The 25260-nt window shown below is 71.3% G+C and carries 25 protein-coding genes; 10 read left to right on the top strand and 15 right to left on the bottom strand.

Translation table 11 applies throughout. The features are described 5' to 3' along the window. The first annotated feature begins 34 nt into the window (after window positions 1-34). Together QH270_RS05465 and QH270_RS05460 are read left to right on the top strand one after the other, a co-directional pair. Window positions 35-1816, top strand: a complete 1782-nt coding sequence (locus QH270_RS05465; protein ID WP_280339253.1) for a thiamine pyrophosphate-requiring protein — start codon at window positions 35-37, stop codon at window positions 1814-1816. Window positions 1817-1887: 71 nt separating this feature from the next. Then, window positions 1888-3240 carry a cytochrome P450 gene (locus QH270_RS05460; RefSeq protein ID WP_280339252.1) on the top strand — a complete coding sequence of 451 codons (1353 nt, stop codon included), beginning with the start codon at window positions 1888-1890 and terminating at the stop codon, window positions 3238-3240. Between the two features lie 226 nt (window positions 3241-3466). On the opposite strand, the gene QH270_RS05455 is transcribed toward QH270_RS05460, so the two are convergent. Then, window positions 3467-3820 carry a hypothetical protein gene (locus tag QH270_RS05455; RefSeq protein WP_280339251.1) on the bottom strand — a complete coding sequence of 118 codons (354 nt, stop codon included), beginning with the start codon at window positions 3818-3820 and terminating at the stop codon, window positions 3467-3469. Window positions 3821-3944: 124 nt separating this feature from the next. Between QH270_RS05455 and QH270_RS05450 the strand changes: the two genes are divergently transcribed. After that, window positions 3945-5015, top strand: coding sequence for an NAD-dependent epimerase/dehydratase family protein (locus tag QH270_RS05450; protein ID WP_280339250.1), 1071 nt, complete (start codon window positions 3945-3947; stop codon window positions 5013-5015). Window positions 5016-5018: 3 nt separating this feature from the next. On the opposite strand, the gene QH270_RS05445 is transcribed toward QH270_RS05450, so the two are convergent. From QH270_RS05445 to QH270_RS05415, 7 genes are all read right to left on the bottom strand, one after another. Continuing rightward, window positions 5019-6137 (bottom strand): metallophosphoesterase, encoded by a 1119-nt coding sequence (locus tag QH270_RS05445; protein ID WP_432420296.1) that lies wholly within the window; start codon window positions 6135-6137, stop codon window positions 5019-5021. Window positions 6138-6285: 148 nt separating this feature from the next. Next, window positions 6286-8892: a rifamycin-inactivating phosphotransferase gene (rph, locus tag QH270_RS05440; RefSeq protein WP_280339249.1), complete on the bottom strand. Its 2607-nt coding sequence runs from the start codon at window positions 8890-8892 to the stop codon at window positions 6286-6288. Window positions 8893-9005: 113 nt separating this feature from the next. Then, the gene (locus QH270_RS05435) at window positions 9006-9629 is read right to left on the bottom strand and encodes a class I SAM-dependent methyltransferase (RefSeq protein ID WP_280339248.1); all 624 of its coding nucleotides are present in this window, start codon (window positions 9627-9629) and stop codon (window positions 9006-9008) included. Between the two features lie 57 nt (window positions 9630-9686). Continuing rightward, a complete protein-coding gene (locus QH270_RS05430; protein ID WP_280339247.1) occupies window positions 9687-10217 on the bottom strand; it encodes a VOC family protein in 531 nt (176 codons plus the stop codon). A gap of 196 nt (window positions 10218-10413) precedes the next feature. Next, window positions 10414-11799, bottom strand: a complete 1386-nt coding sequence (locus QH270_RS05425) for a styrene monooxygenase/indole monooxygenase family protein (protein ID WP_280339246.1) — start codon at window positions 11797-11799, stop codon at window positions 10414-10416. Window positions 11800-11843: 44 nt separating this feature from the next. Next, window positions 11844-13274: an LLM class flavin-dependent oxidoreductase gene (locus tag QH270_RS05420; protein ID WP_280339245.1), complete on the bottom strand. Its 1431-nt coding sequence runs from the start codon at window positions 13272-13274 to the stop codon at window positions 11844-11846. Then, on the bottom strand, window positions 13271-14491 hold the full coding sequence (locus QH270_RS05415) for an acyl-CoA dehydrogenase family protein (RefSeq protein ID WP_280339244.1): 1221 nt from the start codon (window positions 14489-14491) through the stop codon (window positions 13271-13273). Before QH270_RS05415 ends, QH270_RS05420 begins: the two co-directional genes overlap by 4 nt. Window positions 14492-14595: 104 nt before the next feature. Between QH270_RS05415 and QH270_RS05410 the strand changes: the two genes are divergently transcribed. Beyond that, window positions 14596-15876, top strand: coding sequence for an MFS transporter (locus tag QH270_RS05410; RefSeq protein ID WP_280339243.1), 1281 nt, complete (start codon window positions 14596-14598; stop codon window positions 15874-15876). A 104-nt stretch (window positions 15877-15980) separates the two neighbouring features. Here QH270_RS05410 and QH270_RS05405 read toward each other — a convergent pair whose 3' ends face one another. The 7 genes from QH270_RS05405 to QH270_RS05375 form a co-directional block, all read right to left on the bottom strand. Continuing rightward, a complete protein-coding gene (locus QH270_RS05405; protein WP_280339242.1) occupies window positions 15981-16394 on the bottom strand; it encodes a helix-turn-helix transcriptional regulator in 414 nt (137 codons plus the stop codon). A gap of 223 nt (window positions 16395-16617) precedes the next feature. Continuing rightward, the gene (locus tag QH270_RS05400; protein ID WP_280339241.1) at window positions 16618-16812 is read right to left on the bottom strand and encodes a hypothetical protein; all 195 of its coding nucleotides are present in this window, start codon (window positions 16810-16812) and stop codon (window positions 16618-16620) included. Window positions 16813-16844: 32 nt separating this feature from the next. Beyond that, entirely contained in the window at window positions 16845-17837 is a 993-nt protein-coding gene (locus QH270_RS05395; RefSeq protein WP_280339240.1) for an iron-containing redox enzyme family protein, read from the bottom strand. After that, a complete protein-coding gene (locus QH270_RS05390; protein ID WP_280339239.1) occupies window positions 17834-18046 on the bottom strand; it encodes a CDGSH iron-sulfur domain-containing protein in 213 nt (70 codons plus the stop codon). The genes QH270_RS05395 and QH270_RS05390 overlap by 4 nt, the downstream gene beginning before the upstream one ends. Further along, a complete protein-coding gene (locus QH270_RS05385; protein WP_280339269.1) occupies window positions 18021-18692 on the bottom strand; it encodes a methyltransferase in 672 nt (223 codons plus the stop codon). The genes QH270_RS05390 and QH270_RS05385 overlap by 26 nt, the downstream gene beginning before the upstream one ends. 52 nt (window positions 18693-18744) lie before the next feature. After that, window positions 18745-19299, bottom strand: coding sequence for a type 1 glutamine amidotransferase domain-containing protein (locus QH270_RS05380; protein WP_280339238.1), 555 nt, complete (start codon window positions 19297-19299; stop codon window positions 18745-18747). Window positions 19300-19327: 28 nt separating this feature from the next. Next, a complete protein-coding gene (locus QH270_RS05375; protein WP_110040114.1) occupies window positions 19328-19561 on the bottom strand; it encodes a hypothetical protein in 234 nt (77 codons plus the stop codon). A gap of 148 nt (window positions 19562-19709) precedes the next feature. Here QH270_RS05375 and QH270_RS05370 point away from each other — a divergent pair, with 148 nt between their 5' ends. The 6 genes from QH270_RS05370 (at window position 19710) to QH270_RS05345 (ending at window position 25068) form a co-directional block, all read left to right on the top strand. Beyond that, entirely contained in the window at window positions 19710-20198 is a 489-nt protein-coding gene (locus QH270_RS05370) for a DUF6328 family protein (protein WP_280339236.1), read from the top strand. Between the two features lie 50 nt (window positions 20199-20248). After that, on the top strand, window positions 20249-20572 hold the full coding sequence (locus QH270_RS05365) for a hypothetical protein (RefSeq protein WP_280339235.1): 324 nt from the start codon (window positions 20249-20251) through the stop codon (window positions 20570-20572). A 100-nt stretch (window positions 20573-20672) separates the two neighbouring features. Beyond that, entirely contained in the window at window positions 20673-22034 is a 1362-nt protein-coding gene (locus tag QH270_RS05360) for an MFS transporter (protein ID WP_280339234.1), read from the top strand. A 46-nt stretch (window positions 22035-22080) separates the two neighbouring features. Further along, the gene (locus QH270_RS05355; protein ID WP_280339233.1) at window positions 22081-22740 is read left to right on the top strand and encodes a response regulator transcription factor; all 660 of its coding nucleotides are present in this window, start codon (window positions 22081-22083) and stop codon (window positions 22738-22740) included. Window positions 22741-22756: 16 nt separating this feature from the next. Then, window positions 22757-24154, top strand: a complete 1398-nt coding sequence (locus QH270_RS05350) for a sensor histidine kinase (protein ID WP_280339231.1) — start codon at window positions 22757-22759, stop codon at window positions 24152-24154. Next, on the top strand, window positions 24151-25068 hold the full coding sequence (locus tag QH270_RS05345) for a TAXI family TRAP transporter solute-binding subunit (RefSeq protein WP_280339230.1): 918 nt from the start codon (window positions 24151-24153) through the stop codon (window positions 25066-25068). Before QH270_RS05350 ends, QH270_RS05345 begins: the two co-directional genes overlap by 4 nt. The last annotated feature ends 192 nt before the right edge of the window (window positions 25069-25260 follow it).

Here is a 25260-nt window from a genome sequence, read left to right as displayed (position 1 = left end):
CCGGGAAAGGCAGTGCGACGGCGAAGGAGAAACCATGGCGACACAGGTGGCCGACTATGTCCTGCGGCGGCTCAGGGAATGGGGTGTCGAACAGGTCTTCGGCTATCCCGGCGACGGCATCAACGGATTGATCGCGGCCTTCGGTCGCGCCGACAATTCCCCGCGGTTCGTGCAGAGCAGGCACGAGGAGATGTCGGCGTTCGAGGCCACCGGGTTCGCGAAGTTCAGTGGGCAGGTCGGCGTCTGCATGGCGACCTCCGGACCGGGCGCGATCCATCTGCTCAACGGTCTCTACGACGCCAAGCTCGACCACGTGCCGGTGGTCGCGGTGGTCGGCCAGACCGCACGCAGCGCGATGGGCGGCAGCTATCAGCAGGAAGTCGACCTGCAGGCCCTGTTCAAGGACGTGGCCTCCGACTACCTCGTCGAGGTGAATGTGGCCGCCCAGCTCCCCAACGCCCTGGACCGGGCGATGCGAACGGCGATGGCCCGGCGCGTCCCCACCGCGGTGATCATCCCCGCCGACCTGCAGGAGGAGCCCTACGAACCGCCGGCCCACGCCTTCAAGGAGGTGCCGTCGAGTCCGCCGGACAGCACCACGACCACCTCGGTCCCGGCACTGCCCGACGTCGAGCGGGCCGCCGAGGTGATCAACGCGGGCAGCAAGGTCGCCATCCTGCTCGGACAGGGCGCGCGCGGCGCCACCGAGGAGATCCTCCAGGTCGCCGAGCTCACCGGGGCAGGCATCGCCAAGGCCCTGCTGGGTAAGGACGTCCTCTCCGACGAGCTGCCGTTCGTCACCGGCGCGATCGGTCTGCTCGGGACCCGCGCGAGCTACGAGCTCATGCGCGACTGCGACACGCTGCTCATCGTCGGTTCCAACTTTCCCTACAGTCAGTTCCTGCCCGAACTGGACCAGGCCCGCGCGGTGCAGATCGACCTCGACGGCGCGCTGATCGGCATGCGATACCCGACCGAGGTGAACCTGGTCGGTGACGCGAAAGCCACCCTGGCGGCACTGATCCCCCTGCTGGAACCCCGCACCGACCGATCCTGGCGCGAGACCGTGGAAGGGAATGTCCGGCACTGGTGGGAGACGCTGGAGCGGCAGGCCATGCTCGACGCCGAACCGGCCAATCCGATGCGGGTGGTGTGGGAGCTCTCGCAGCGCATCCCCGACGACGCGATCGTCACCGCCGACTCGGGGTCGTCCACCAACTGGTACGCCCGCTGCCTGAAGATGCGCGCCGGCATGCGCGGTTCGCTGTCGGGCACCCTGGCCACCATGGGCGCGGCGGTGCCGTACGCGATCGGCGCCAAGTTCGCCCATCCGGACCGTCCCGTCGTCGCGCTCGTCGGTGACGGCGCGATGCAGATGAACGGCCTCGCGGAACTCATCACCATCCACCGTTACCGGCAGCTGTGGCCCGACCAGCGGCTCATCGTCTGTGTGTTCCACAACAACGACCTCAACCAGGTCACCTGGGAACTGCGCGGGATGGGCGGCGCCCCGAAGTTCGAGGAATCCCAGACGCTGCCCGACATCTCCTACGCGGCCACCGCGACCTGCTTCGGCTTCGACGCGATCGAGGTCGACAGCTCCGACGCCATCGGCCCGGCGTGGGACCGCGCGCTGGCCGCGGATCGCCCGGTGCTGCTCGACATCCGCTGCGACCCGGAGGTCCCGCCGATTCCGCCGCACGCGACCTACGACCAGATCAAGGACATGGGACGCGCTGTCCTGCAAGGCGATCCGGGCGCGTGGCATCTGCTGGTCCAGGGCGTGAAGACCAAGGCACAGGAGCTGCGCCGCTGAGCCGCCGGAGTTTGGGCGCGCGGCGTCGTGGAATGGCCGCTACGAAGGCCGTGCAACACAGAGGAGGTCGTATGTCGGGTCACCGGCTGACAGGGCTGCGTGCGGCGGCCACGCTCGCGGATCTGGGCGCCGCCGGGTTCGCCGCGGGCGTGATCGCGCGGCGGCGACGAATGATGGGTCTGCTCGAACGGACGCAGGCCGACGCGCGCACCGTGCGCCGCATGCGCGCGCTGCGCCGCGAATTCGGCAGCGGCCCGGTCGAACTCGTGCTGCCCGGCCGACGGGTGCTCGTCGTCACCGACCCCACCGATGTGGGCCGCGTGCTCGACGGGGCACCTTCGCCGTTCGATCCCGCGAACCGGGAGAAACGCGCCGCTCTCGGGCAGTTCCAGCCACACGGTGTGCTGGTGTCGGAAGGCAGGATCAGGACCCAGCGGCGGGCGGTGAACGAGGTCGCGCTCGACACCGGCCGTCCGCTGCACCGCCTCGCCGGACCGTTCGCCGACACCGTGGCCGAGGAGGCCGAACAGCTGCTCCGGGCCGCCACCGGGGAGGGCCGCCTCCACGCGGCCCGGTTCACCACCGCCTGGTGGCGATTGGTCCGGCGGCTGACGCTCGGACCGAGCGCCCGCGACGACAACGAGACCACCGACGAACTCTGGCGGCTGCGGTCGGCCGCCAACTGGTCGTTCCTGGCACCAGCGCATCGGCGCACACGCGAGCGGTTCTTCGACCGGCTCTACCGCTACGCCGAGTCCGCCACCGACGACAGTCTGCTCGGCGCCCTGGTGACCACACCGTCGGTGGCCGCCACCGACCCGCTCGGCCAGGTGCCGCACTGGCTGTTCGCGTTCGACGCCGCGGGCATGGCTCTCACGCGCACCCTGGCGCTGCTGGCGAGCCACCCCGAGCAGCTGGCCACCGCGTCCGCCGAGGCCGGGCTGCATCCAGAAGTGTCCACCCTCACCTATCTGCGTGCCTGTGTGCTCGAGTCGGTGCGACTGTGGCCGACCACGCCGTTGATCCTGCGTGACACCACCGAGCACACCGTCTGGCGCGAGGGCTCCCAGCGCTTCACCGTCGACGCGGGCACCGCGGTGCTGATCCCGGCCGTGGCCTTCCATCGCGACGAGCACCAGGTGCCCTTCGCACACGAGTTCACCCCGAGCGCCTGGATCGACGGCCGCGCGGAACAGTACCCGCAGCTCGTGCCGTTCAGTGCGGGCCCGGCGGCCTGCCCGGGACGTGATCTCGTCCTGTTCGTCACGAGCACGCTGCTGGCGCACCTGCTGCGGGGTGCGCGTTTCGAGCTGCGTTCGACGCCCCGGCTCACGCCCGAGGAGCCGTTGCCCTTGACCTACAACAACTTCGGCGTCGACTTCGCGGTCAGCCCGTCGCGCGCGCCGACACCGACCGTCACGTGAACCGCGAGCCCCGAGGAGGGTCGATCATCATGACGACACGTCTCACCAGTCCCACGCTCCCCGATCCGGCGGAGCCGATACCGCCGACACCGGGACGCCCCGATCCCATTCCGCCCGACCCCCGTCCCGATCCGGTGCCGCCGGGACCTCCGCCCGAACCCGGACCGCCGCCGGACCCGTTCCCGCCGATCCCGGAGCCGGATCCGCCGCTGCCGCAACCGACGGCTCAGGTTGCCGCGCCGGCGCCGACGCCGAGATAGACGGTCATCAGCAGGAACAGGAACCAGCCCGCGCCCTGCCAGAGCGGCCAGCTCCGGCCGCGCCGCCACGCCAGGTAGGTACGGACGAACGCGCCGAGGCCGCCGAGCAGCAGGATGACAGCGGGGGCGAGCAGCACGGCGGCCTCGGCCGGCCCGTCACACAGGGTGGTCGGGGCGTCGGCGCAGGCCGACCTGCCGCCGGCCCAGATCGCGGTCGCGGCGGCGACAAGGGCGGCCGCCACCACGACCGCGACCAGGTAGCGGGCGGCCTGCCTGCCGGTCTGGCCGTTCGTCCAGCGCTTCTCCACGTCATCGACCATCACCATCACCTCGCTGTCCGGGTTTCCGGTCCCACACGGGCCAAACAGCCGTTTCGGCCACACCCGGGCGGGTAGGCGCGAAGCGACGAGGGGGGTTCGGTACCCGAGCTGAGGAGTGGTGGGCATGCGGGTCGTGATTGTCGGAGCGACGGGAAACATCGGAACCAGCGTCCTCGAGGCGCTGGCGGAGGAATCGGGCATCGACGAGATCGTCGGCGTGGCGCGCAGGATGCCCGCGGACGCCGCGCCGGGCGTGCGGTGGGAGCGCGCCGACATCCGCACCGACGACCTGGAGGCGTTGTTCCACGGCGCCGACGTGGTGGTGCATCTGGCCTGGCTGTTCCAGCCGACGCATCAGCCGCTCGCGACCTGGCACGCCAATGTCGGCGGGACCGAGCGGGTACTGCGGGCCTTCGCCGCCGCCCAGGTGCCCGCGCTGGTCTTCGCCTCTTCGGTCGGCGCGTACTCCCCGTGCGACGACGAGCAGCGCCGCGTGCCGGAGAGCTGGCCGACAGACGGCTGGCCGGCCGCCGGCTATATGCGCGAAAAAGCCTACTGCGAACGGCTTCTCGACCGGTTCGAGGCGGAGCATCCCGATCGCCGGGTCGTGCGGATGCGACCCGCGTTCAGCTTCCGGCGGGAGTCGGCGAGTCAGCAGCGGCGGCTGTTCCTCGGACCGCTCGCGCCGAACGGACTGCTGCGCCCCGGCCTGGTGCCGGTGCTGCCGGTGCCGCGTGGGCTCCGGTTCCAGGCCGTGCACAGCCGCGATGTGGGGCGGGCCTACGCGCTGGCCGTGACCACCGACGCCAAGGGCCCGTTCAATCTCGCCGCCGAGCCGGTGGTGGACCGAGCGGTGCTCGGCGATGTCCTCGACGCCAGGACCGTGTCGGTGCCACGGGCACCGGTCCGGGCGGGACTGGCGGCAGCCTGGCACGCGCGCCTGGTCCCGGCCTCGCCGGATCTGTTCGACGCGATGCTACACCTGCCGCTGATGGACACCGGACGCGCCAGGGCCGAGCTGGGCTGGACGCCACGCTTCGGCGCGGACGAGGCCCTGCGCCACATGCTCGCCGGTCTCCGGGTGGGCGCGGGCAAGGACACCCCGCCGCTGGATCCGCACGCGGGCGGACCGCTGCGCATCCACGAGTTCACCACGGGGATGGGCAGCCGTGAGGACGCCGACCTGCGCGTCTGAGGTTCAGGCGGTGCGCAGGGTGAGGACGACGATCTCGGGCGGCACACCGAGCCGGACCGGCGGCCCCCACGCACCGGCGCCGACAGTGGTGTAGATGCGCATGTCGCCGAAGCGGTCCCAGCCCGACACCGTCGGATTGGCCCAGCGCACCGGATACACGAACGGCCACAGCTGGCCGCCGTGGGTGTGGCCGGACAGCTGCAGGTCGACGTCGCGGGCGCCCGCCGCGGGCGCCTGGCGCGGCTGGTGGGCGAGCAGCAGTGTGAAGCGCGCCGGGTCGACGCCGGCGAGCGCGGCGTCGAGATCCGCGGCGTACGGCGCCGGGGCGGCGTAGTCGTAGACGCCGGCGATGTCGATCGAGGCGCCATCGATCGACAGGTCGGTCCTGGTGTTGCGCAGTGTCTTCATGCCGAGGGTCTCCCAGTGGTCCAGCCAGGAGCCCACCTCGTCGACGTATCCCTCATGATTGCCGGCGACCCCGATGACCCCGTACCGCGCGCGCAGCTCGGCCAGCGGCGCGATGTCGGCGCTGACCAGGTCGACCGCACCGTCCAGCAGGTCGCCGGGCAGCACGATGAGGTCGGGACGCTGCGCGTTCACCAGGTCGACGATCCGCGCGGTGAAGCCCGGCCCCCGGGCGGCGCCGACGTGCAGGTCCGACACCACGGCCACCCGGAGCCCGTCGAACTGCCGGGGCAGATCGGCGAAGCGCGCCTCGGTCTCGACGACGCGAATGTTCTCCGCCTGCACCACACCCACGCCGACCGCGCCGAGCGAGGCCACGACCGCCACGGCCGACAGCACCCGGAGCAGGCGGGTGCGCCGGGTCGAGCCGGTGAGCCGGAGGACCAGCAGCACCATCCCGATCACCAGCAGTCCGAGCAGCAGGTAGAGCAGCACCACGAACCACGTGTAACCCAGCCACACCACCGGCCGGACCGGGCCCGGCGCGTACACGCTGCCCGCGCCGAGCGCGATCACGGCCGCGACCCACAGCAGGCCGAGCGCGATCCCCGCCGCGATCGCGGATCGGCGTGGCACACCGGTGGCGACCACCAGGCGCCGGTAGAGCAGCCAGTGCACCGGTGCGGCCAGCGCGCCGACGATGATCATCTGCAGCACAACAGGTTTCCTTCTCCGAGACCGACCGACGTCCGGGGTGCGGACACCTCGTTCGCGCGAGTTCCGGCCGCGCGGTCCGGGTTCGGCGCCGCGTACGGGGCCGGGTTCCAGACGGTACCGGCCCGGCCCCCGCGTGCGGCAACCGTGGTCACTCCGCGAGGATCTCCACGTAGCCGTCCGTGCCGTGCACCCGGATGCGCTGGCCGTCGCGGATCAGCGCGGTGGCGTGTTCCACGCCGACGACGGCGGGCAACCCGTATTCGCGGGCGATCACCGCGCCGTGGGTCATCACGCCACCGACCTCGGTCACCAGTCCGGCGATCGCCACGAACAGCGGAGTCCAGCTGGGATCGGTGTAGGCGGTGACCAGGATGTCGCCCGCCGCGAGGTCGGCCTGGGCGATGTCGGTGAGCACACGGGCACGCCCCTCGACGGTCCCGGCCGAGACGGCCATGCCGGGCAACGCGCCCACGGGCAGGTCGTCGCGCCGGTACGCGCCGGTGAGCGCCTCGCCGTCGGAGGTGAGCACCCGTGGCGCGGTGAGCGACTGGTAGGAGCGGAACGCCTCCTTGCGCTCGTCGAGCAGGTCCGGGCGTACCCGCCGGGTGCGGACGACCTCGGCGAGTTCGTCGAACCGCAGGTAGTAGATGTCCTCGGGATCGTCCAGCACTCCCGCCTGGACCAGGCGGCCGGCCTCGCGGAGCAAGGCCTGCTTGTAAACGAAGTAGCAGCTCACCATCGCGTACTTCGGATACTCCCGATAGCCGGCGAAGGTGCGGACGCGCTCGATCATCGCCGCGGTCTCCTCGGCCTTGCGAGCACCGTCCGGCAGGGCCAGGACACGCTGCAGGAGTTCATGTTTCGCCTGTTCGGCCGCGCGCAGTCCGTCCTCGAAACGCCGCTGTCCGGCGCCGGGGGCGAATGTGCGCACATTGCCGAGAAGGGTCGGTACGAGGGTGGCGGGGCGTTCCCGCCAGCGCGGCCTGGTGATGTCGATCTCGCCGACGCAGCGCATGCCGTACCGCTCCAGAAAGCCCTCGAGCGCCGCCAGGGCCGCGGGCCCGCCGGGGCGACGGGCGAGCTCGTCGAGGAAGCCGGCGTCGGCACCGTGCTGCTCGACCTCGGTCAGGTACGCCACGACCTCGGGCAGCGGGCGGATCACGTCGGCGACATCGAGCAGCGCCAGCCCCATCTCGGAGGTCACATTCCCGGGGACCGACTGGGTGAGGACGTCGGCGGCGTTCTTCTCCCCCAGCCATTCGCCCAGCCGGTCGTTGAGCCACCAGGTGGCGTCGATGGCGGCGTTGATCACCTGGAGGTTGCGCGGCAGGAACAGCGTGCGCCGCAACTGCTTGATGTCGTTCTCGATGAAGTCCAGCAGCGGCGGACCCGCCAGCGGTTCGATCGCCCGCCGCAAGTCGGTCACGTAGGTCTCGCAGTGCGCGATCAGCTCGGCGACGATCGCCGGGTCGGTCGGCACGGGTTCCGGTGCCGGCGCGGCCGGCGCGGTGGCCGGATCGGGAGTCGGCGCGAGGGGCAGGAAGTCGTCGCGGTCGAGGACGGTGCGCAGGGCGTCGCCGATCAGCGGGTCGGACTTGCCGAGCCCGTCGACCACGGCGGCGCGGGTCGCGGGCGCGGAGAGCGCCGCGGTGACGTCGACGAAGAGCCGTCCGCCCGCGTCGCGCATCGCGGCCGGGCTGGTCAGCTGCCAGACCGAGAGTCCGAGCGGCTTCATCGCGTCGGTCATCATCTGCTGGTGCCCCACCGAGACGTAGACCCGGTTCGCGGTGTCCCCGGCGTCGGGGATCGGGAACAGGGTGGTGATCGGCCTGCTCTGCACGATGCGGAACTCCGAACCGTCGCAACACCATTCGATGTCCTGTGGGGTGCCGAAGTGCGCTTCGATCCGTCGTCCGAGCCGCGCCAGCCGCAGCACCTGGTCGTCCGTGAGCACCCGCTCGGTACGGGACCCGTCCGTGAGCTCACACACCTCGGTGCCGCCGCCGGGCGCCGGGCGCACGGCGAGCTTCTTGGTGGCGATCGACGCGCTGGTCACGGTATCGTCGCGCACCCGGTAGACATCGGCGTTCACCAGACCGGACACGAGGGCCTCGCCCAGGCCGAAGCCGGCGTCGATGGACACGACCGTGCGGTCGGAGGTGACCGGGTCGGCCGTGACCATGATGCCGGCGGCGCGCGCGAACACCATCCGCTGGACGACGACCGCCATCCGGATCTTCCTGCTGTCGAAGCCGTTTCGCAGGCGGTAGGTGATCGCCCGCTCGGTGAACAGCGAACCCCAGCAGCGGCGGACGTGGTCCAGGATCGCCTCGGCGGCCGCCACGTTCAGGTAGCTGTCCTGCTGGCCGGCGAACGACGCGGTCGGCAGGTCCTCGGCCGTGGCGCTGGAGCGCACCGCGTAGGCGTCCTCGGCGCCGAACCGGGCGTGCGCGGCGCGGATCTCGGCGGCCACCGCGTCGGGGATCGCCAGGGCTTCGACGGTGTGCCGCAGCCGGGCGCTGAGCCCGGCGATCCCCGCGCGGTCCTCGGGCGCGAGCCCGGACAGCTCGCCGAGCAGCGCGTCGAGCGACGGCGCCGCGGCCACCGTCGCGGCGAAGGCCTCGGTCGTCACGCAGAACCCGTCGGGCACCACGACACCGTCGACGCGGGCGAGCTCGCCGAGGTTCGCGCCTTTGCCGCCGACGATCGCGACCTGGTTCCGATCGATGTCGCCGAAGTCGAGCACATACGCCATCGCGCTACTCCTCACCTGGTGGTTTCGGTATTCCGCGAGCGATTATGGACGACGATTCGGCGCCTCATGAGGGCCCAAAATCGGGTATACAGTAGAAGGGGGAAGGGCAGCGCTCAGTGCGCGCGCGACAGCACCGCGACCAGGAAGTCGGAGTCCTCGGTGAAGGGTCGCAGATCCCACGTCGACAGCAGCAGATCGGTGGCGAGACCGGACGATTCGGCATCGGCGAGGAAGGCGGGGAACGGGTAACCACGTTCGGCGCCGAACCCGATCACCGCGCGCCCGCGCGACCCGAGATGCCGGGCGAACCCCGCCAGCACCGTCCGCCGCGTGACGGGCGCGAGGAAGGTCATCACATTGCCCGCGCACACGATCAGGTCGAAATCGCCCGCGACGCCCCGGGCGGGGAGATCCAGCTCGGCGAGGTCGCCCACCAGCCACGTGGGGCCGGGGTGATCCGCGCGCGCCGCCTCGATCAGCACCGGGTCCACGTCCACCCCGACGACGGTGTGTCCGGCCTCGGCGAGATAGCCGCCCGTCCGGCCTGCTCCGCAGCCGGCGTCGAGGACCCGGCTGCCGCGCCCGAGCATCGCGTCGACCATCCGCGCCTCGCCGACGATGTCCTCCCCCTGTGCGGCGAGGTTCCGGAACCGCTCGACGTACCAGGTCGAATGCGCCGGATCCGCGGCCGTGAGCTCCTCCCAGCGGCTGGGGATCCGCTCGTTGCCTGCACCCATCAGCACCTCCTCGTCACCGGGCACCCTACCCACCATGACACGGCGCGGGCGCGGGCCTCAGGAGGTCGCCGCCCGCCGCGCCGCGACGCGCGCCCAGACCTGCGGATCGGTGCGTGGGCCGCCCGGTGTCGTGGCGCCGTACCGGTCGATCTGGGCGGTGATGTCCAAGGGGGCGGTCAGGGCGGTGCCGGGAGCCAGCGCGTCCTCGACGTACTCGTCGGGCACCAGCCAGCACACCTCGAATTCGATGCCGTCGGGGTCGCGGGCGTAGAGGGCCTTGGTGGAGCCATGGTCGCCGGCTCCGGTCAGCGCGCGCGAGGCCGCGAGCCGATCCCGGACCTCGGCGAGCTCCGACAGCGTGTCGACTTCCCAGGCCACGTGGTAGAGACCCACCGAGCCCGCGGGCGCCGCGGGCGTCCCGGCCTGGAACAGGCCGAGGTCGTGATCGTTTGCCGAGCCGGGATGACGCAGGAACGCGCCACCGGGAAACGACTCGGGTAGCCGCTCGAACCCGAGCACGTCCTCGTAGAAGCCGATACTGCGCGGCAGGTCCGCCACGAACAACACGATGTGATTGATTCCCCGCATCGACGGCGACCTTCCTCGAACGACAGCACTCCCCCTCCACGCTCCCACGCGGCCCCCGCGACGGGAACACCGATGACCACAGAGCGGGAGCCGCGAGACCGCCGCCGGGTGGGAGCGCCGCCGGGGACCTGCCGATCCCCGGACGGCGTCGCCCCACCTGGCGGCCATCATCGTTGTCGCACAGGACGATCAGGGTTCACGCTCGCGTGAGCGCGCCCTCGTATCCGGACCGCGCGAAGCGCCCCGCCGGTTGGAACCGGGCCAGCAGGTCCGCGGCGGGAACACCGGTGACCTGCTCGATGTAGGCCCCCGCCTGCTCGGCGGTCTCGATGCCGAGGAAGGGCTGCGGCTGGTGCAGCAGGCCGACCAGGGCCGAGGCGAACCGGGCGTCGACCGCGGCGGCGGCGAAGAACTGGCCGCCGATGTCGGCGAACGCCGGGTCGCTGAGGAACAGGCGGGTCACCTTCGCGGCGGCATCGCCGCGGGCGGCGAGGAATTCGGCGTAGCGCGCCGCGATCCAGGCCTCGTCGAAGGCGCCGTCGTGCACCGCGGCGGCGGCGACCAGACGCTGGGCCTGGATCAGGCCGCTCTGCGCGCCCTGCCCGGCGATCGGGTCGTAGGCCACCGAGGTGTCGCCCAGCGACGCGACGGGGTGCCCGCTCGCCGTGCGGCCGACGCCCGCGCGCACCACCGGCCGGACCGCACCGGTGAGCCACGAATGCGGGTCGTCCTCGATCACGGTGGTGGCCAGCACCTCCGGCAGGTCCCAGTCCGCGTAGTCGCGGTAGAGCTCGGTGACCACCCGGTGGGCCGACGCCGCCGAATCCGCGGTGGCGAAGCGGCGTTCCCATTCGCTGCCCGGCCGCGCCCAGCCCAGGAACGCCCAGCTGGGGCCCGCGTCCTTGTGCAGGTAGGGACCCCACCAGCCCTCGCCCTGATCGGCGAAGATGGAGAATCCGCTGTGCGCGCCGCCGGCCGGACCGCGATGGGCGAAGACGCCGGGATCGTGGCCGAGACCGGTCACCGTCACGGTGAGCAGCCGCCGCTGCGGCGCGTCGTAGACGGTGCGACCGGTATCGATCGGGAACAGGTCGGACAGGCCGGCGCGCCCGGTCGCGACGAGGGTCAGGTCGTGTGCGGCGGCGATGCCGTCCAGGGTTTCCGGGGTGACCTGCTCGACGACGAACCGGCCGCCGCGTTCGCGGAACGCGGTGAGCCGCTCGTCGGCCTTGAGCCTGGTGTCGACCGCGACGCCGACGTAGCCGTCGAACGCGCCGTCGAAGGCGATCAGTTCATTGCGGTCCGGATCGACCAGGCGAACGCTGAGCCCGGTGTGGCGCGGCGCCCTGGCGGTGTAGGTGTCCAGCCCGAGGGCCAGCTCGGCCTGTTGCGCCACACCGAATTCCAGGGCGGTACCGGTGGCCGGAACGTCGTCGCGGAGGGCGGGCTGGTCGCGGTCACTGTAGAGCGTGACCGCGAAGCCGGCGTCGAGCAGACCTAGCGCCGCGGAGACGCCGGTCTGTCCGGCGCCGACGATCGCGGCCGAACGCGTGGAACGTGAAACGGGATTCTGCGATGTCATACCGGAATGGTGCGGGATTCCGGTCCGCCGCAGCAGGGTTGTACTCAGCGGGAGTCGATGGCCGAACCCGGCCGGGCTTCCGCCTCGGGCAGCACGGTCGAATTCGGCCCGCCCACCCGGTAACTCGCGCCCCGATGCTCCTCCGGGAGCCGATCGCCCGCGCCGAACAGCGCGTGCCGCAGGGTGCCACCGGGGTACTCGCCGGCATAGGCACCGCGTGCGGTCAGCACCGGGACCACGTACCGCACAATGTCTTCGAAGGTTCCCGGCGTGATCGCGTAGGCCAGGTTGAATCCGTCGAGGTCGGTGTCGGCCACCCAGTCCTGCAACTGGTCGGCGACGGTCTCCCCCGACCCGACGAACACCGGGCCCATCCCGCCGATACCCGCCCAGCGGCCGATGTCGCGCACGGTCCACTCGCGCCCGTCGTCGTCGAACTCCTGGAAGGCGGCGACCGCCGACTGGATGGCGTTGCTGTGCACCTCGCCGATGGGATCGTCGAGGTCGTAGCGCGACAGGTCGATCCCCATCCACCCCGACATGAACACCAGTCCGCCCTCGACACTCGCGTAGGACAGGTACTCCTCGTGTTTGGCGCGCGCGGCCGCGTCGGTGGCATCGGTGACGATGGTGGCCAGCGCGTACACCCTAGCGGCGTAGCGGTCACGGCCCGCCTGCTCGAGCGCGTCCCTGATCCGCGACACCGTCTGGGTGAGTACGCGTTTCGACGGGGCCGCGACGAAGATCGCCTCGGCGTTCTCCGCGGCGAAGCGCACCCCGCGCGGCGAGGCGCCCGCCTGGTAGATCACCGGCGTGCGCTGCGGTGAGGGCTCGGACAGGTGGATGCCCGGCACACTGAAATGCCGTCCGCGGTGGCCGATGTGGTGCACCTTGGCCGGATCGACGTAGACCCCGCTCGCCGCGTCGCGGACCACGGCGTCGTCCTCCCACGAGCCTTCCCAGAGTTTGTAGAGGACCTCGAGGTACTCGTCGGCCTGGTCGTAGCGATCGTCGTGGTCGAGCTGGTCGTCGGCGCCCATGTTGCGCGCGGCCGAGGGCAGGTAGCCCGTCACCACGTTCCAGCCGATCCGGCCGTCGGTGAGGTGGTCGAGGGTGGACAGGCGCCGGGCGAACGGGAACGGATGCTCGAACCCGGTGCCGGTGGTGATGCCGAAGCCCAGGTGCTCGGTCGCCGCGGCCATCGCGGTCACCAGCAGCAGGGGGTCGGCCACCGGCACCTGCGCGGCCTGACGCAACGCGGCGATGTCGTTGCCGCCGTACGCGTCGTAGATGCCGAGGACGTCGGCGATGAACAGTCCGTCGAAGCGGCCCCGCTCGAGCAGGCGGGCGAGCTCGGTCCAGTAGCCCAGCTCCTTGTAGCGGTGCGACTGGTCGTCGGGGTGACGCCACAGCCCGGGCGACTGGTGGGCCACGCAGTTCATGTCGAAGGCGTTGAACCGGATCCGGCGCGTCATCGGTTCTCCTCCCCCGCGGCCCGCTCGCCCGCGCTCCAGCCGAACGGCAGGTCGGTGCCGTTGAGCAGGTGATCGCCCACCACCCGGGCCTTCTGGATCGCCGGATTGTGCACGGAGACCGTCCGCGCGTTGCGCCAGTGCCGATCCAGGCGAAGGCCTTCGGACACGATCGACGCCCCGCCGACCTCGAACAGCAGGCTCGTCGCGGGCAGCACGGTGTCGATCACCGCGAGCTGGGCCTGGGCGGCGGCCAGTTCCACCTCGGTCAGCGCGCGCTCGTCGGTGGCGCCTGCCGCCAGCACCTCGTCGAGCAGGTCGGCGACGGCGAGCACCGTCGCGCGGGCGGCGAAGCTCGCCGCGGACAGCTTCCCGATCACCTGCTGCACGAGCGGATCGTGGCGGGGCAGATCGGCGGCCGAGTGGGAGTAGCCGCGCGTGCGACGCGAGACCCATTCGCGCACATCGCTTTCGGCACGTTGCGCGATGCCTGCGAGCACGGCCAGCTGGACCAGTTGGAGATAGGCGGTGGCGTAGGTGGGTCCTGGCACGCCGTACCCGGGGCCGAGGATCTGTTCGTCGGTGACGCGGACCCCGGTGAATTCGGTGGTGCCGCTGGCGGTGAGGCGCTGCCCGAAGCCGTCCCAGTCGTCGTGCTGCCGGACGCCGTCGGCACGGGCGCCGACGAGCACGCCCACCCGTTCGCCGTCGCGATCCGCGGCGACGAGGATGTGGTCGGCGTACAGCGAACCGGTGCTGTAGTACTTGGTGCCGTCGAGTCGCCAGTGCGCACCGTCGCGGGTGAGCCGGGTCCGGTAGCGGTCGACGGCACCGACGCCCGGTTCGGTGATGGCGTTGCCCACCAGAGTGCCCGCGCTGATCGCGCGCAACCAGCGCTCCCGCCCCGGCCCGGTGGCGGCGAGCAACTGGTCCTCGACGAAGGAGAAATGCACGCGCAACGCCTGCGGCAGGTTCGATTCGGCGGCGGCCAGGGCGATGAGCTGCCGGAACAGCTGCCGCACACTCGCGCCGTGGCCGCCGTACTCCACCGGCACCCGCAGCGCGCCGAAGCGGGCGGCCCGCAGCGCGGCGATCTCGGTGTGCGCGAGTTCCCGATCGGTCTCGCGGGCGACGGCGCCCTCGGCGATGCGGGCGAAGATCGGGGCGAACAGCTCGTCCAGCGCGGAATCGGCGACGCGTGTCTTCTCTGTGGATGTCATGTCCTCACCATGACCCGGCCGGGCCGCGGGCTCACCGGTTGCGCGCAGCGCGATCACAATGGGTGCGCTCGGCGCGCGGGCGCTCGTTCTGCGACGATGACCCCATGAGCACCACCACCCGTCCGGGTGTGATCACCGCGAGCACGCTGGCGTTGCTGTCGTCGCTGTACTTCGCCCAGGGTCTGCCGTTCGGCTTCTTCACCCAGGCACTGCCCGTGGTGCTGCGCGAATCCGGGTTCTCGCTGGTGGCGATCAGCGCCTCGGGTGTGCTGTTCCTGCCGTGGGCGCTGAAATTCCTGTGGGCGCCCTATGTCGACCGGTACGGCAGCCGCCGCGCCTGGCTGCTCGCACTGCAGCTGACCGCGGCGGCGGTCGCGATGCTGCTGGCCTGCCTGGACCTGTCCGCCTCGCTGCGCTGGCTGTTCGTCGGGATCGTGGTGGTGAACCTGCTCTCGGCGACCCAGGATGTCGCCACCGACGGCCTGGCCGTGCGCCTGCTCGGGCCGCGCGAGCGCGGTCTCGGCAACGGTATCCAGGTGGGCGCGTACCGGATCGGGATGATCGTCGGTGGCGGCGCGCTGCTGTGGCTGTTCGCCGTCTCCGGCTGGCGGCTGTTGTTCCTGGCGATGGCCGCGCTGATCCTGGTCACGACGGTCCCGGTGTGGCTGCTGCGGGAACCGGTCACCGATCGCCCGCCGCGGCCGCGCGCGGCGCGGATGCCCGTGGCCTGGTTGACCCGCCTGCGCAGGCCCGGCGTGCTGACCTTCGTCGCGCTGATCGGGGCGTTCAAGTTCGGCGACTCGATGGCCGCGGCGCTCACCGGACCGTTCCTGTCCGATGCCGGGCTCGATCTCGGTCAGATCGCCCTCGTCAAGGGTGTGCTCTCCTCGGCCGGGGCGTTGGCCGGTGCCGCCGTCGGCGGATGGCTCGCCTACCGTTTCGGCCGGCGGCGTGCCCTGCTCCTCGGCGGTGTCACCCAGACCGCGAGTATCGCCCTGTATCTGGTCGCCGCTCTCGGGCTGGGCGGGTTCGAACTCCTCGTCGCGGCCTCCCTCGCCGAGCACGTCTTCGGCGGCGCGGCGACGGTCGCGGTGTTCGCGCTCATGATGGATGCCGCCGACTCCGACTACGCGGGCACCGATTACACCCTGCTGGCCTGCGCCATCGTCGTGGTGCAGGGCATGGCCGGCATGGCGGCGGGCATCGTCGGCGACCTGTTCGGCTACCCCGCCCTCTTCGGCACCGGCCTGGTGCTGTCCGGACTGGGTTGCGCCGCACTGCTCGTCGGCCTCGCGCGGCGCCTCGGACCCGCCACCCTGTACACGCACGACCCGGCACCGCCGTCCTCCGCCACCGTCGCGGCGTACGGCGTCACACCACGGTGACTCAGCCGGTCGGGCCGGTTCGGTCGGACCGGCTGCGCGACCCGGAACAGCACGGCCGCGACGATCTCGGCGGCAGGATCGAGAACCCTTGACACACAGCGCTTTCACGCATCGTGATGAACGTCGTCCAGCAGTCCTTCGCCGGCCCGCAGCCGCTCGGCCATCGTGACGAGGATGTCGAGGGATTCCGAGGACAGCCCGATCACGCGGGTCAGCAGGACCCGCGGTTGCGCGAGCTCGAGGCGCCGGATGATCAGATGATCGTCGGCGGTCGGATCCGGCAGCTCGGTGACGAAGAAGTACGCGGGTTCGACCTTGAAGTACTCCGCCAGCGCCGCAACGGTTTTCGGGGACGGATTGCACCGGTCGCCGGAGCGGAGCTGCGAGAGATACGGCGCGGAGATCCGGTGCCCGGCCGCGCGCAGCGTACGGGCGACGTGCCGGTTCGTACACTGCGGCACACCCGGCGCGGCGGCATTCTCGAAGAGCTCGTTGAGACGGGCGGCGAAGTGCGTCACGATGTTTCCTCGAATTCAGATACGTCGAGTTCCATGGTGAGCCACAGGGTGTGGTCCTGGCAACAACCGCAGCAACCCTGCGGTTTACATCACAAAGTCAAGGGGCAGTGCTTGTTTCGCGTGTGCGGCGGTGTCCCGACCCCAGCTCGTCACCACCCCGACGGCGATAGCCCTCTCGTTGCGAGCACGGCCATGACCGGGCGAACGTGGCGATCGGACGCGTCTACGTGGGAAGCAGGCTCGCGGTGAGCACGTTCGCCGCTGTCGTCGCGGCCACGCGGATCGGTTCGGGGACGCGGGCCGGGTCTTCGCCCAGCACGATCAGCCACGCGTACAGCGGACCGAGCAGCAGGGCCCGCACCAGCGCGGTATCGGGGCGGCTCGCCGATTCCCCACCCGCGACGGCGCGATCACGCACCGCCGCGCTGATGCCGCATTTCGCACGAAAACCTACAGTGTCGAAAGCGAGCGGTCCGTCCGCAGTGAGCTGTGACCCCGCTGCCACGCGCCGAGCACGTGGTCGGTGAAGCGGCTCTCGAGCAGGTCGGTGGCCTGGATACCGAACACGATGCCCGCCGCGTGAGCGGGATCGGCGGCGAGCAGACCGTCGATGACGCGATGGCGCATGACCTGTTCGTGCACGGCGTCGGCCTCGACGTGCTCGGTGTAGAACCGTACGCAGTCCGGGTGCGGAAGGAGTGCGCCGACGACCTCGGCCAGCCGCCGCGAGGCGGGCGAGGAGCTGATCTCCACGGACGCGAAGTGGCCGACGGTCGCCGCGCGCAACGAACGGTGCAGCCCGAACAACGACATCATGTCGACCAGGGCGAGCATGGGCGCGCCCACGTCGTCGAGATAGTGCAGGTAGCCGGGATCGAGGCCGGCCCCGGCGAGGAGGTCGGCGTAGAGCTGGGCGTGCACGTTCTCGCCGCGGCCGCCGCCGAACTCGTCGAACTCGACGGCCACCAGCGCCGCTTTCGGATCACCGCGCAGCCGCGGGATGACCCACGCGTACGGGTCGGCCTCGATGTGGTGGTAGATCGAGCGGTGGACGAAGTACTCGCGCAGCAGATCGGGATCGCCCTGTTCGGTGAGGAATCCGGGAATGTCGGGCTCGGTGCGCGGCGCGGTGAGCAGGCGGTCGAGTTCGGCGTGCACGTCGTCGCCACCGGGGACGTGTTCGCGCAGGTCGGCGAGCAGGACCGCTTCGAGGGCGGCCCGCCATGCCAGCAGGCCGGGATCCCACTCCCAGTCCTCGTCCACGTCGGTGAATCCGTGGTAATGCAGCTCGTAGCAGGTGTGCAGGGCCAACAGCAGGTCCTCGTCGCAGTCGTGCCCCGGAGCGAGCGCCGGAAGCGGACTCCCCGGGTCTCTCAGCAGCACTTCCGCTGTGGCGGCGGACAATTCACCGCGGGGAGCGGGAAGCGCGCGTGCGGCGGTCATGAGGCCTGCCTCCTGGTCCGGCGATGACTGGTGTCGCACAGCGGATAGTTCGCCGAGCGGCGGCACAGGCACAGCGCCACCACGAAGCGGTCGCTTCGCACCACCCGGCCGTCGGGCATGTGCAGTTCCACCGGGCCCTCGATCAGCGCGGGACCGTCGGCGGTGTACTGCACCCGGCGCCGGTCACGGGAGCGGGGCGAGCTGGGCACTGGGTTCTCGTTCGGCACGGATCACCACCAATTCCTCGGCCTGCTGGGATGTCTCGATCAGACCGCGTTCGGCGAGCCACGCCGACCTGGCGCGCAGGACCGGACCGAACGGGACGCTCGCCCGGGCGATCACCGCGGCCCCGGCCAGGCCGGCCCGCAGCTGCGTCACGGTGCGCTCGGCATCACTGAGCGCCGAGTGCACGATGAGCGCCACGCCCCGCTCGGTCAGCAGATCGGGCAACGTGGCGCACAGCCGGTCCAGCACGCTGCGGCCGTCCGGCCCGGCATCCCACGCCCTGGCGCGACCGCGGCTCGGCGTCCCCGGCGCGGGCACGTAGGGCGGGTTCGCCACCACCACGTCGAAGCGGGGCAGGGCGCGCGCGGTCTCGAAGCCGCCGTGCACCAGTCGCACCGGGACCCGCCTGACCCGGCAGTTGAACCAGGCCGACAGCAGGGCCCGGCGCGAGATGTCCACCGCGGTCAGCTCCGCGCCCAGCAGTCCCGCCGCGGTGCAGCCGAGAATGCCGGTGCCCGCGCAGACGTCGAGCACGGAACCGCCGCGGGGCAGCGGAGCCCGCCGCAGGGTCTCGGCCAGCAACCAGGTGTCGGCCTGCGGGCGATAGACGCCCGGAATTCGGAATACCATCACACCGCGGATATAGCCCGGCCGGAAATTCTCAATCAGCGCAGTCGCGAGGTCAGTGCCTACCCTCGGCGAATTCCTCGACGATTTTCGCGCAGAATGCGGGCAGGTCACCGGGATTACGGCTGGAAACGAGCCCGTTGTCGGTCACGACTTCCTCGTCGACCACCGTGCCGCCCGCATTGCGGATATCGGTGCGCACACTGGGGTACGACGTCAGCGTCCGGCCACGCACGGCATCGGCTTCCACGAGCGTCCACGGCCCGTGGCAGATCACGCCGATCGGTTTTCCGGTGGCGACGAATTCCTTCACGAACCCGACCGCCGACGCGTCCTGCCGGAGTTTGTCGGGATTGGTGGTGCCACCGGGGAGCAGGAGCGCGTCGAAGTCGTCGGGGCTCGCCTCGGCGACGACCTGATCCACCGGGAACGTGTCGCCCTTTTCCACATCGTGATTCATCGCCTGGATGCTGCCGGATTCCAGTGACAGCAACGCGGTGGTCGCGCCCGCGTCCTCGACCGCGGCCCGCGGCTGGACGAGTTCGACCTGCTCCACTCCGTCGGTGGCGAGAATGGCGACGCGTTTTCCGGTCAGGGTGTGCTGGGGCATGGATGTTCCTTTCCTGGACTACGGGAATTCAGGCGCTGTCGACCAGCGCGTCGTGGCCCGCGTGGCGGGCGCAGTTGGCACAGCAATACACGGTGTCGGCGGATTCGACGCCGTGGCCGAGTACCCGGCAGCCGCAGTGCGCGCAACTGGGCGCGATTTTCGACGCGGCGCACTCGATACTGTCGAAAGTCCAGCTCTCGCTGTCCCGGCTCACGGTGAAGGCCCGGGCGTACTCGTTGCCGCAGGTGTCGCAGACGGCCATGATGACCACCTTTCCTCGGTCGGCTCGTTCACAGGGCGCGCGTACCCGGCCGCGTGAATCCGAATCGGGGCCGTGCCGACGACCAGGAAGTGGGTATGCCCGCCCTGTGGCCGGCGATCAGGAAACGCGCAGCGCGAGGTGATGACCGATGGACGACTCCTCCTGGAATCTCGATGTCCGTGGCGAGAACCACATCCAGCGCCTCGACCGGAACTGGGCGTCGTTGCTGCAGGAACTGCGGGTCGTGCAGACCGGGGTCCAGCTGCTGACCGGATTCTTGATCGTGCTGCCGTTCCAGCCGCGGTTCGACGCGATGAGTACCCCCATGCGGGTGCTGTATCTCGTCGTGCTGTCGGCCTCGATCGGCGCGACCGCGTTGCTGGTCGCGCCGGTGGCGGCGCATCGGATCGTGTTCCGGCGCCATCAGCTCGAGTGGCTGGTCGATTCCTCGCATCAACTCGCGCTCGGCGGGGTCGCCCTGCTCGGCATCGCGCTGGTCGGGGTGGCGGTCCTGCTGTTCGACGTGGTCGCGGGGCCGGTCGCCGCGATCGTGGCCGGGGTGCTGTTCGGCGCGCTGTTCGTCGTCACCTGGCTGGTGCGGCCGGTGCTCGAACGGCGCCGATCCGCGCGCCGGTAACGATCCGCCGACGACCCCGTTTCGAGCGCGCCGTCGCGGGAATCTCGCTGGTGTGGGACTCGGCCGACCGGATGCATACGGGCGCCGACGACCCATTCATTTCGGTACACGGTGTCGACACCGGCATACCGCGGGAGCGAGTCGAAGCGCTGCGCCGCGACGCCAACGACGTCGTCGTGGCAACAGCGCTCGGCTCGCCCCGCGGTCCGAATCCCGGACGCGCCACCCCGACCCGGCTCGGTCATCTGTCCTCGGTCGCGCCCGACCCGGTCCGCGCGGCCACCCGCACCATGACCCGCAATGCCGCCCACCTCGCCCCGGCTGCTCCGGGCGGAGAACTACCCGGCGGCCGGCTGATCCGGCGATCGTCCTAAGGGAACGTTAGGAACCTCCCGCGCGGCTTCCGCTCGCCGTGTGACCGCCGACACAGTGGTCTCCGGCGGCGCAATGCCGCGCTGACAGAGGAGGTCCAAGGTGACAACGACACAGGCAGGTGGGGAACGGCGAGTAGTGGCGAATGTGCTGCGTGGCTCGATCGGCAACCTCGTCGAGTGGTACGACTGGTACGTCTACGCCGCGTTCAGCGTGTACTTCGCGAAGGCGTTCTTCCCCGACGGCGATCCCACGGCGCAGTTGCTCTCGACGGCGGCGGTGTTCGCGGTCGGCTTCATCATGCGTCCGATCGGCGGCTGGGCGCTCGGGCGCTACGCCGACCGGTTCGGCCGCCGCGCCGCCCTGACCCTGTCGGTCACCGTGATGGCCGCCGGATCGCTGATGATCGCGGTGACGCCCGGATTCGGCACGATCGGCATCGCGGCGCCGGTCCTGCTGCTCATGGCACGGCTGCTGCAGGGCCTCTCGGTCGGCGGCGAGTACGCCACCAGCGCCACCTACCTCTCGGAGGTGGCCTCCCCCGGCCGTCGCGGCTTCTACTCCAGCTTCCAGTACGTGACCCTGGTCGCGGGCCAGCTCACCGCCCTCGGCGTGCAGATCGTCCTGCAGCAGGTGCTCACCGCCGAGCAGATGTACAGCTGGGGCTGGCGCATCCCGTTCCTGATCGGCGCGGGCGGCGCGATCGTGGTGATGCTGCTGCGGCGCGGCATGGACGAATCGGATTCGTTCAAGGCCGTCGCCGGTTCGGCCGAGTCCACGGTGGAGGCCACCAGCGGCGCACGCGGCTCGCTGCGGGTGTTGCTGCAGTACCCGCGGGAATGCCTGCTGGTGGTCGGCCTGACCATGGGCGGCACCGTGGCGTTCTACACCTACACGACCTACATGCAGAAGTTCATGATCAACACCTCGGGCATCTCCAAGGACACCGTGGCCTGGATCAACTTCGTCGCGCTGCTGTTGTTCGTGGTGCTGCAGCCGATCGCGGGCGGGCTCTCGGACCGGGTCGGGCGGCGCAAGCTGCTCATCTTCTTCGGAGCCTCCGGCACCGTGCTGACGGTGCCGATCATGTCGGCGCTCGCGCACACCTCGAACCCGTTCGCGGCCTTCGGCCTGATGATGACCGCGCTGGTGATCGTCACCGGCTACACCTCGATCAACTCGATCGTCAAGGCCGAACTGTTCCCCACCAAGATCCGCGCGCTCGGCGTCGGGCTGCCCTACGCGCTGACCGTCGCGGTGTTCGGTGGCACCGCCGAGATGATCGCCCTGGCCCTGAAGAAGGCCGGTCACGAGTCGCTGTACTTCTTCTACGTCGCCGGGTGCGTCGCGATCTCGCTGCTCACCTACTACTACATGCGGGAGACCTCGGCCGAATCGACCATCGACGCCGAGGGCGCCGTCCCGGTCGAGCCGGAACCCGAAATGGCCACCGTCCGTGGCTGACCGTCCGGCATCCGCGCCGGTCCTGCCCCTGTGGGAGGATCGGCGCGTGCGGCTTGCGGTGGTCGAGGACGACGACGGAGTGGGCGATGCCCTGGTGGAGGCGCTCACCGCGCGGGGCTACCGCGCCGAGCGCCTGCGCCGCGGCGCCGATCTGCTCATCGCCCACCGCGACTACGACGCTGTGCTCCTCGACCTCGGTCTGCCCGACGCCGACGGATTGCAGATCCTGCGTCAGCTGCGTGAGGTCAGCGCGATTCCGGTGCTGATCCTCACCGCCCGCAGCGACGAACGGTCCATCGTCCGGGGCCTGCGCGGCGGCGCGGACGACTATGTCGTCAAACCGCCGCGCATCGCCGAGCTGATGGCGCGGCTCGAGACCGTGCTGCGCCGGGCCGTCGCCGTCGCCGTGCGGGCCAGGACGGAGGTCGTCACCGGCGATGTCCGGGTGGACCTGCGTGCCCGCGTGGTCGAGGTGGCGGGTGCGCCGATCGCCCTGACCCAGAAGGAGTTCGAGCTCGTCGAAGTGCTGGTGGAGCGGCCGGGCGCGGCGGTGAGCAGGCAGCAGCTGATGGACCGCATCTGGGGCGACGCGTTCGTCGCGGTCTCGCGCTCGCTCGATGTCCACATGACCGGACTGCGCGCCAAACTGGGTCGGCCGGGGCTGATCACCACCATCCGCGGCTACGGATATCGGTGGGGCGAGTGAGCACCGGAGGAGCGCTGTGCGGCGCAGGCTGCTGAGCGCGCTGACCGTGTTCGCCGCCCTCGCGGTGCTGGCGTTCGCGGTGCCGTTGTCGCTGACCGCCGCGACCAGCCGCACCCAGCAGTTGGTGCTCGGCCGCTCCGGTGATGCCGACCGCTTCGCCACCCTGGCCGACGCGGCCGGGTCGGCCGGCGGCGTGCGGGCACTGGCCGACGAGGTCACCCGCTACCACGAGCTGTACGGCGAGAACGTGCTCGTCGTCGACGCCCGCGGGGCGCCGATCGTGAACGCCGGTGTCGCGGTGGACGATCCACGGATCCGGGCCGCGGTGGCCGCGGCCCGCCGCAACCAGCGTCCCCAGCAGGTGGATCGGCTCACGCCGTGGAGCGCGCCGGTCATGCTCATCGCACGCCCGGTCGGCACGGGCGTGCAGGTGAACGGCGCCGTCGTGATCGAGGCGTCCACGGCGGCCGCGCGCACGGCGATCGCCCGGATGTGGGCGGTGATCGCGCTCGGCGCCCTCGGCGCGATGGTGGTGTTCGTGCTGCTGGCGCTGGTGCTGAGCCGGTGGGTGCTGCGCCCGCTGGCCGCCATGTCGGACGCGGTCGCCGACCTCACCGCGACGCTGCCGAAGCCGCGTGGGCGCGCTCCGATCACCCGGCGATACGGCGGTCCGCCCGAGGTCAGGGCACTCGCCGAGTCCGTCGACGCGATGGCCACCGCCGTGGCCGATTCCGCGGACGCGCAACATCAGCTCGTCGCCGACACCGCCCATGCGATGCGGAATCCCCTCGCCGCCTTGACGATTCGGCTCGACTCATTGGAGGCCGCCGTGCCCGCCGCCGCGTCGGCGACCTTCCTCGGTGCCACCGCGGAGGTGGAACGGCTGACCGCGCTGCTCGACGATCTGCTGCGGCTGGCCGTCGCCGAGGCACCCGCATCGTTCGGCGCGGCGGCCTCCGCCGAGGAGAACTGCGATCCAGCACAGGTCGTGGACGACCGCATCGACGCGTGGGCCTCCGCGTTCGAGGAGGCGGGGGTTCGGTTGAGCGCGCGTGCCGGCGATCGTGTCGTGGCCGCGATCAGCGACGCCGCGCTCGCCCAGATTCTCGATGTGGCGCTGAGCAATGCGTGCCGGTACGCGGGCGCGGGCGCCCACACGGTCGTCACCGTGGCGGGCGAGGCGAATGCGGTGACGGTGCGCGTCGCCGACGACGGTGCCGGCGTCGCCCCCGACGAACTCGACCGGCTCACCGCCCGGTTCTTCCGCGGTTCCACGGCGGCCGCGGGCGGCACGGGTCTCGGCCTGTCGATCGCGCAGGCACTGGCGAAGGCACGTGGGGGGCAGCTGACGGTCGAGACGGTGCACCCGCACGGTCTCGCTGTCGCGGTCCGAGTCCCGGCGGTGGCGCGATGAGCGGCGCGCCGATCAGCCGTCGCCGGATGCTTGCCCTGGCCGCGCTGGCGTCGGCGGGTGTGTTCGGCTGCGGCACGAACAGCCCAGCGACGGTCCGGCTGGCCTCCGGCGAGGACGGCGGCTTCTACTTCGCCTTCGCTCAGCTGCTGGCGGCCGCGGCGGACGAGACCGGCGACCTCCGCATCGAGCCGGTGGCGACCGCGGGCTCCCAGCAGAACCTCCGGATGGTCGCCGACGGGGAGGTCGGCACCGCACTGGCGCTGGCCGACTCCGCGAGCGATTTCGGCGGACGCGTCGTGGCACTGGGCCGGGTGTACGAGAACTATCTCCAGCTGGCGGTTCGCGCCGGCGGTCCGCTCACGCAGGTCACCGACCTGCGTGGACGCCGCGTCAACCTTGGCGCCGCCGGTTCCGGCGCCGCGGTCACCGGTGAGCGCCTGCTGAGCACCGCCGGTCTCGGCCCCGCCGACGTCGCGGTCGAACACCAGCCGTTGCGTGCGGCGGCCCAGGCACTGACCGACGGCACCATCGACGCCCTGCTGTGGGCCGGTGGCGTGCCGACCGCCGCGCTCACCGTGCCCGGCACCATGCGGCTGATCGACCTGGGCGCCCTGGCCGCACCGATGCGGGAGGCCTACGGCCCCGTCTACGACCGCGTCGCCATTCCCGCCGACGCCTACCCCGGCAGCCCGGCGATCCACACGATCGGCGTGGCGAACCTGCTCCTCGCCACGTCGACCCTGCCCGACGAGACCGCGGGCGCCATCGTCGACCTGCTGGTCCGGCACGCGGACGCCCTCGTTCCCGCCGAGGCCGCGGGCACCCAGTTCCTCGACAGCCGCTTCCTCATCGGTACCGGCACGGTCCCGCTGCACCCGGGCGCCGCCGCGGCCTACCGCCGTCGGCACGGCTGAGACACCTCGCTGGTTCGCTGCGCGGATGCCGGGTACACGCGCCGCACATCCCTACGACTCGGAGGTCTGCTCATGAAGACACGGTCAGTGCGTCTCGGCATCTGCGCGGCGGCCGCCGCCACGGCGGCCGTCGCGGCGGCGGGTCACGCCGCCGCCGCCCCCGCCTCCGTGGGCATCGATGGCGTTATGCCA

The organism is Nocardia neocaledoniensis (assembly GCF_029868625.1).
In the GTDB taxonomy this organism is placed as follows: domain Bacteria; phylum Actinomycetota; class Actinomycetes; order Mycobacteriales; family Mycobacteriaceae; genus Nocardia; species Nocardia neocaledoniensis_A.
This window is presented reverse-complemented; position numbering and strand designations above follow the sequence as displayed.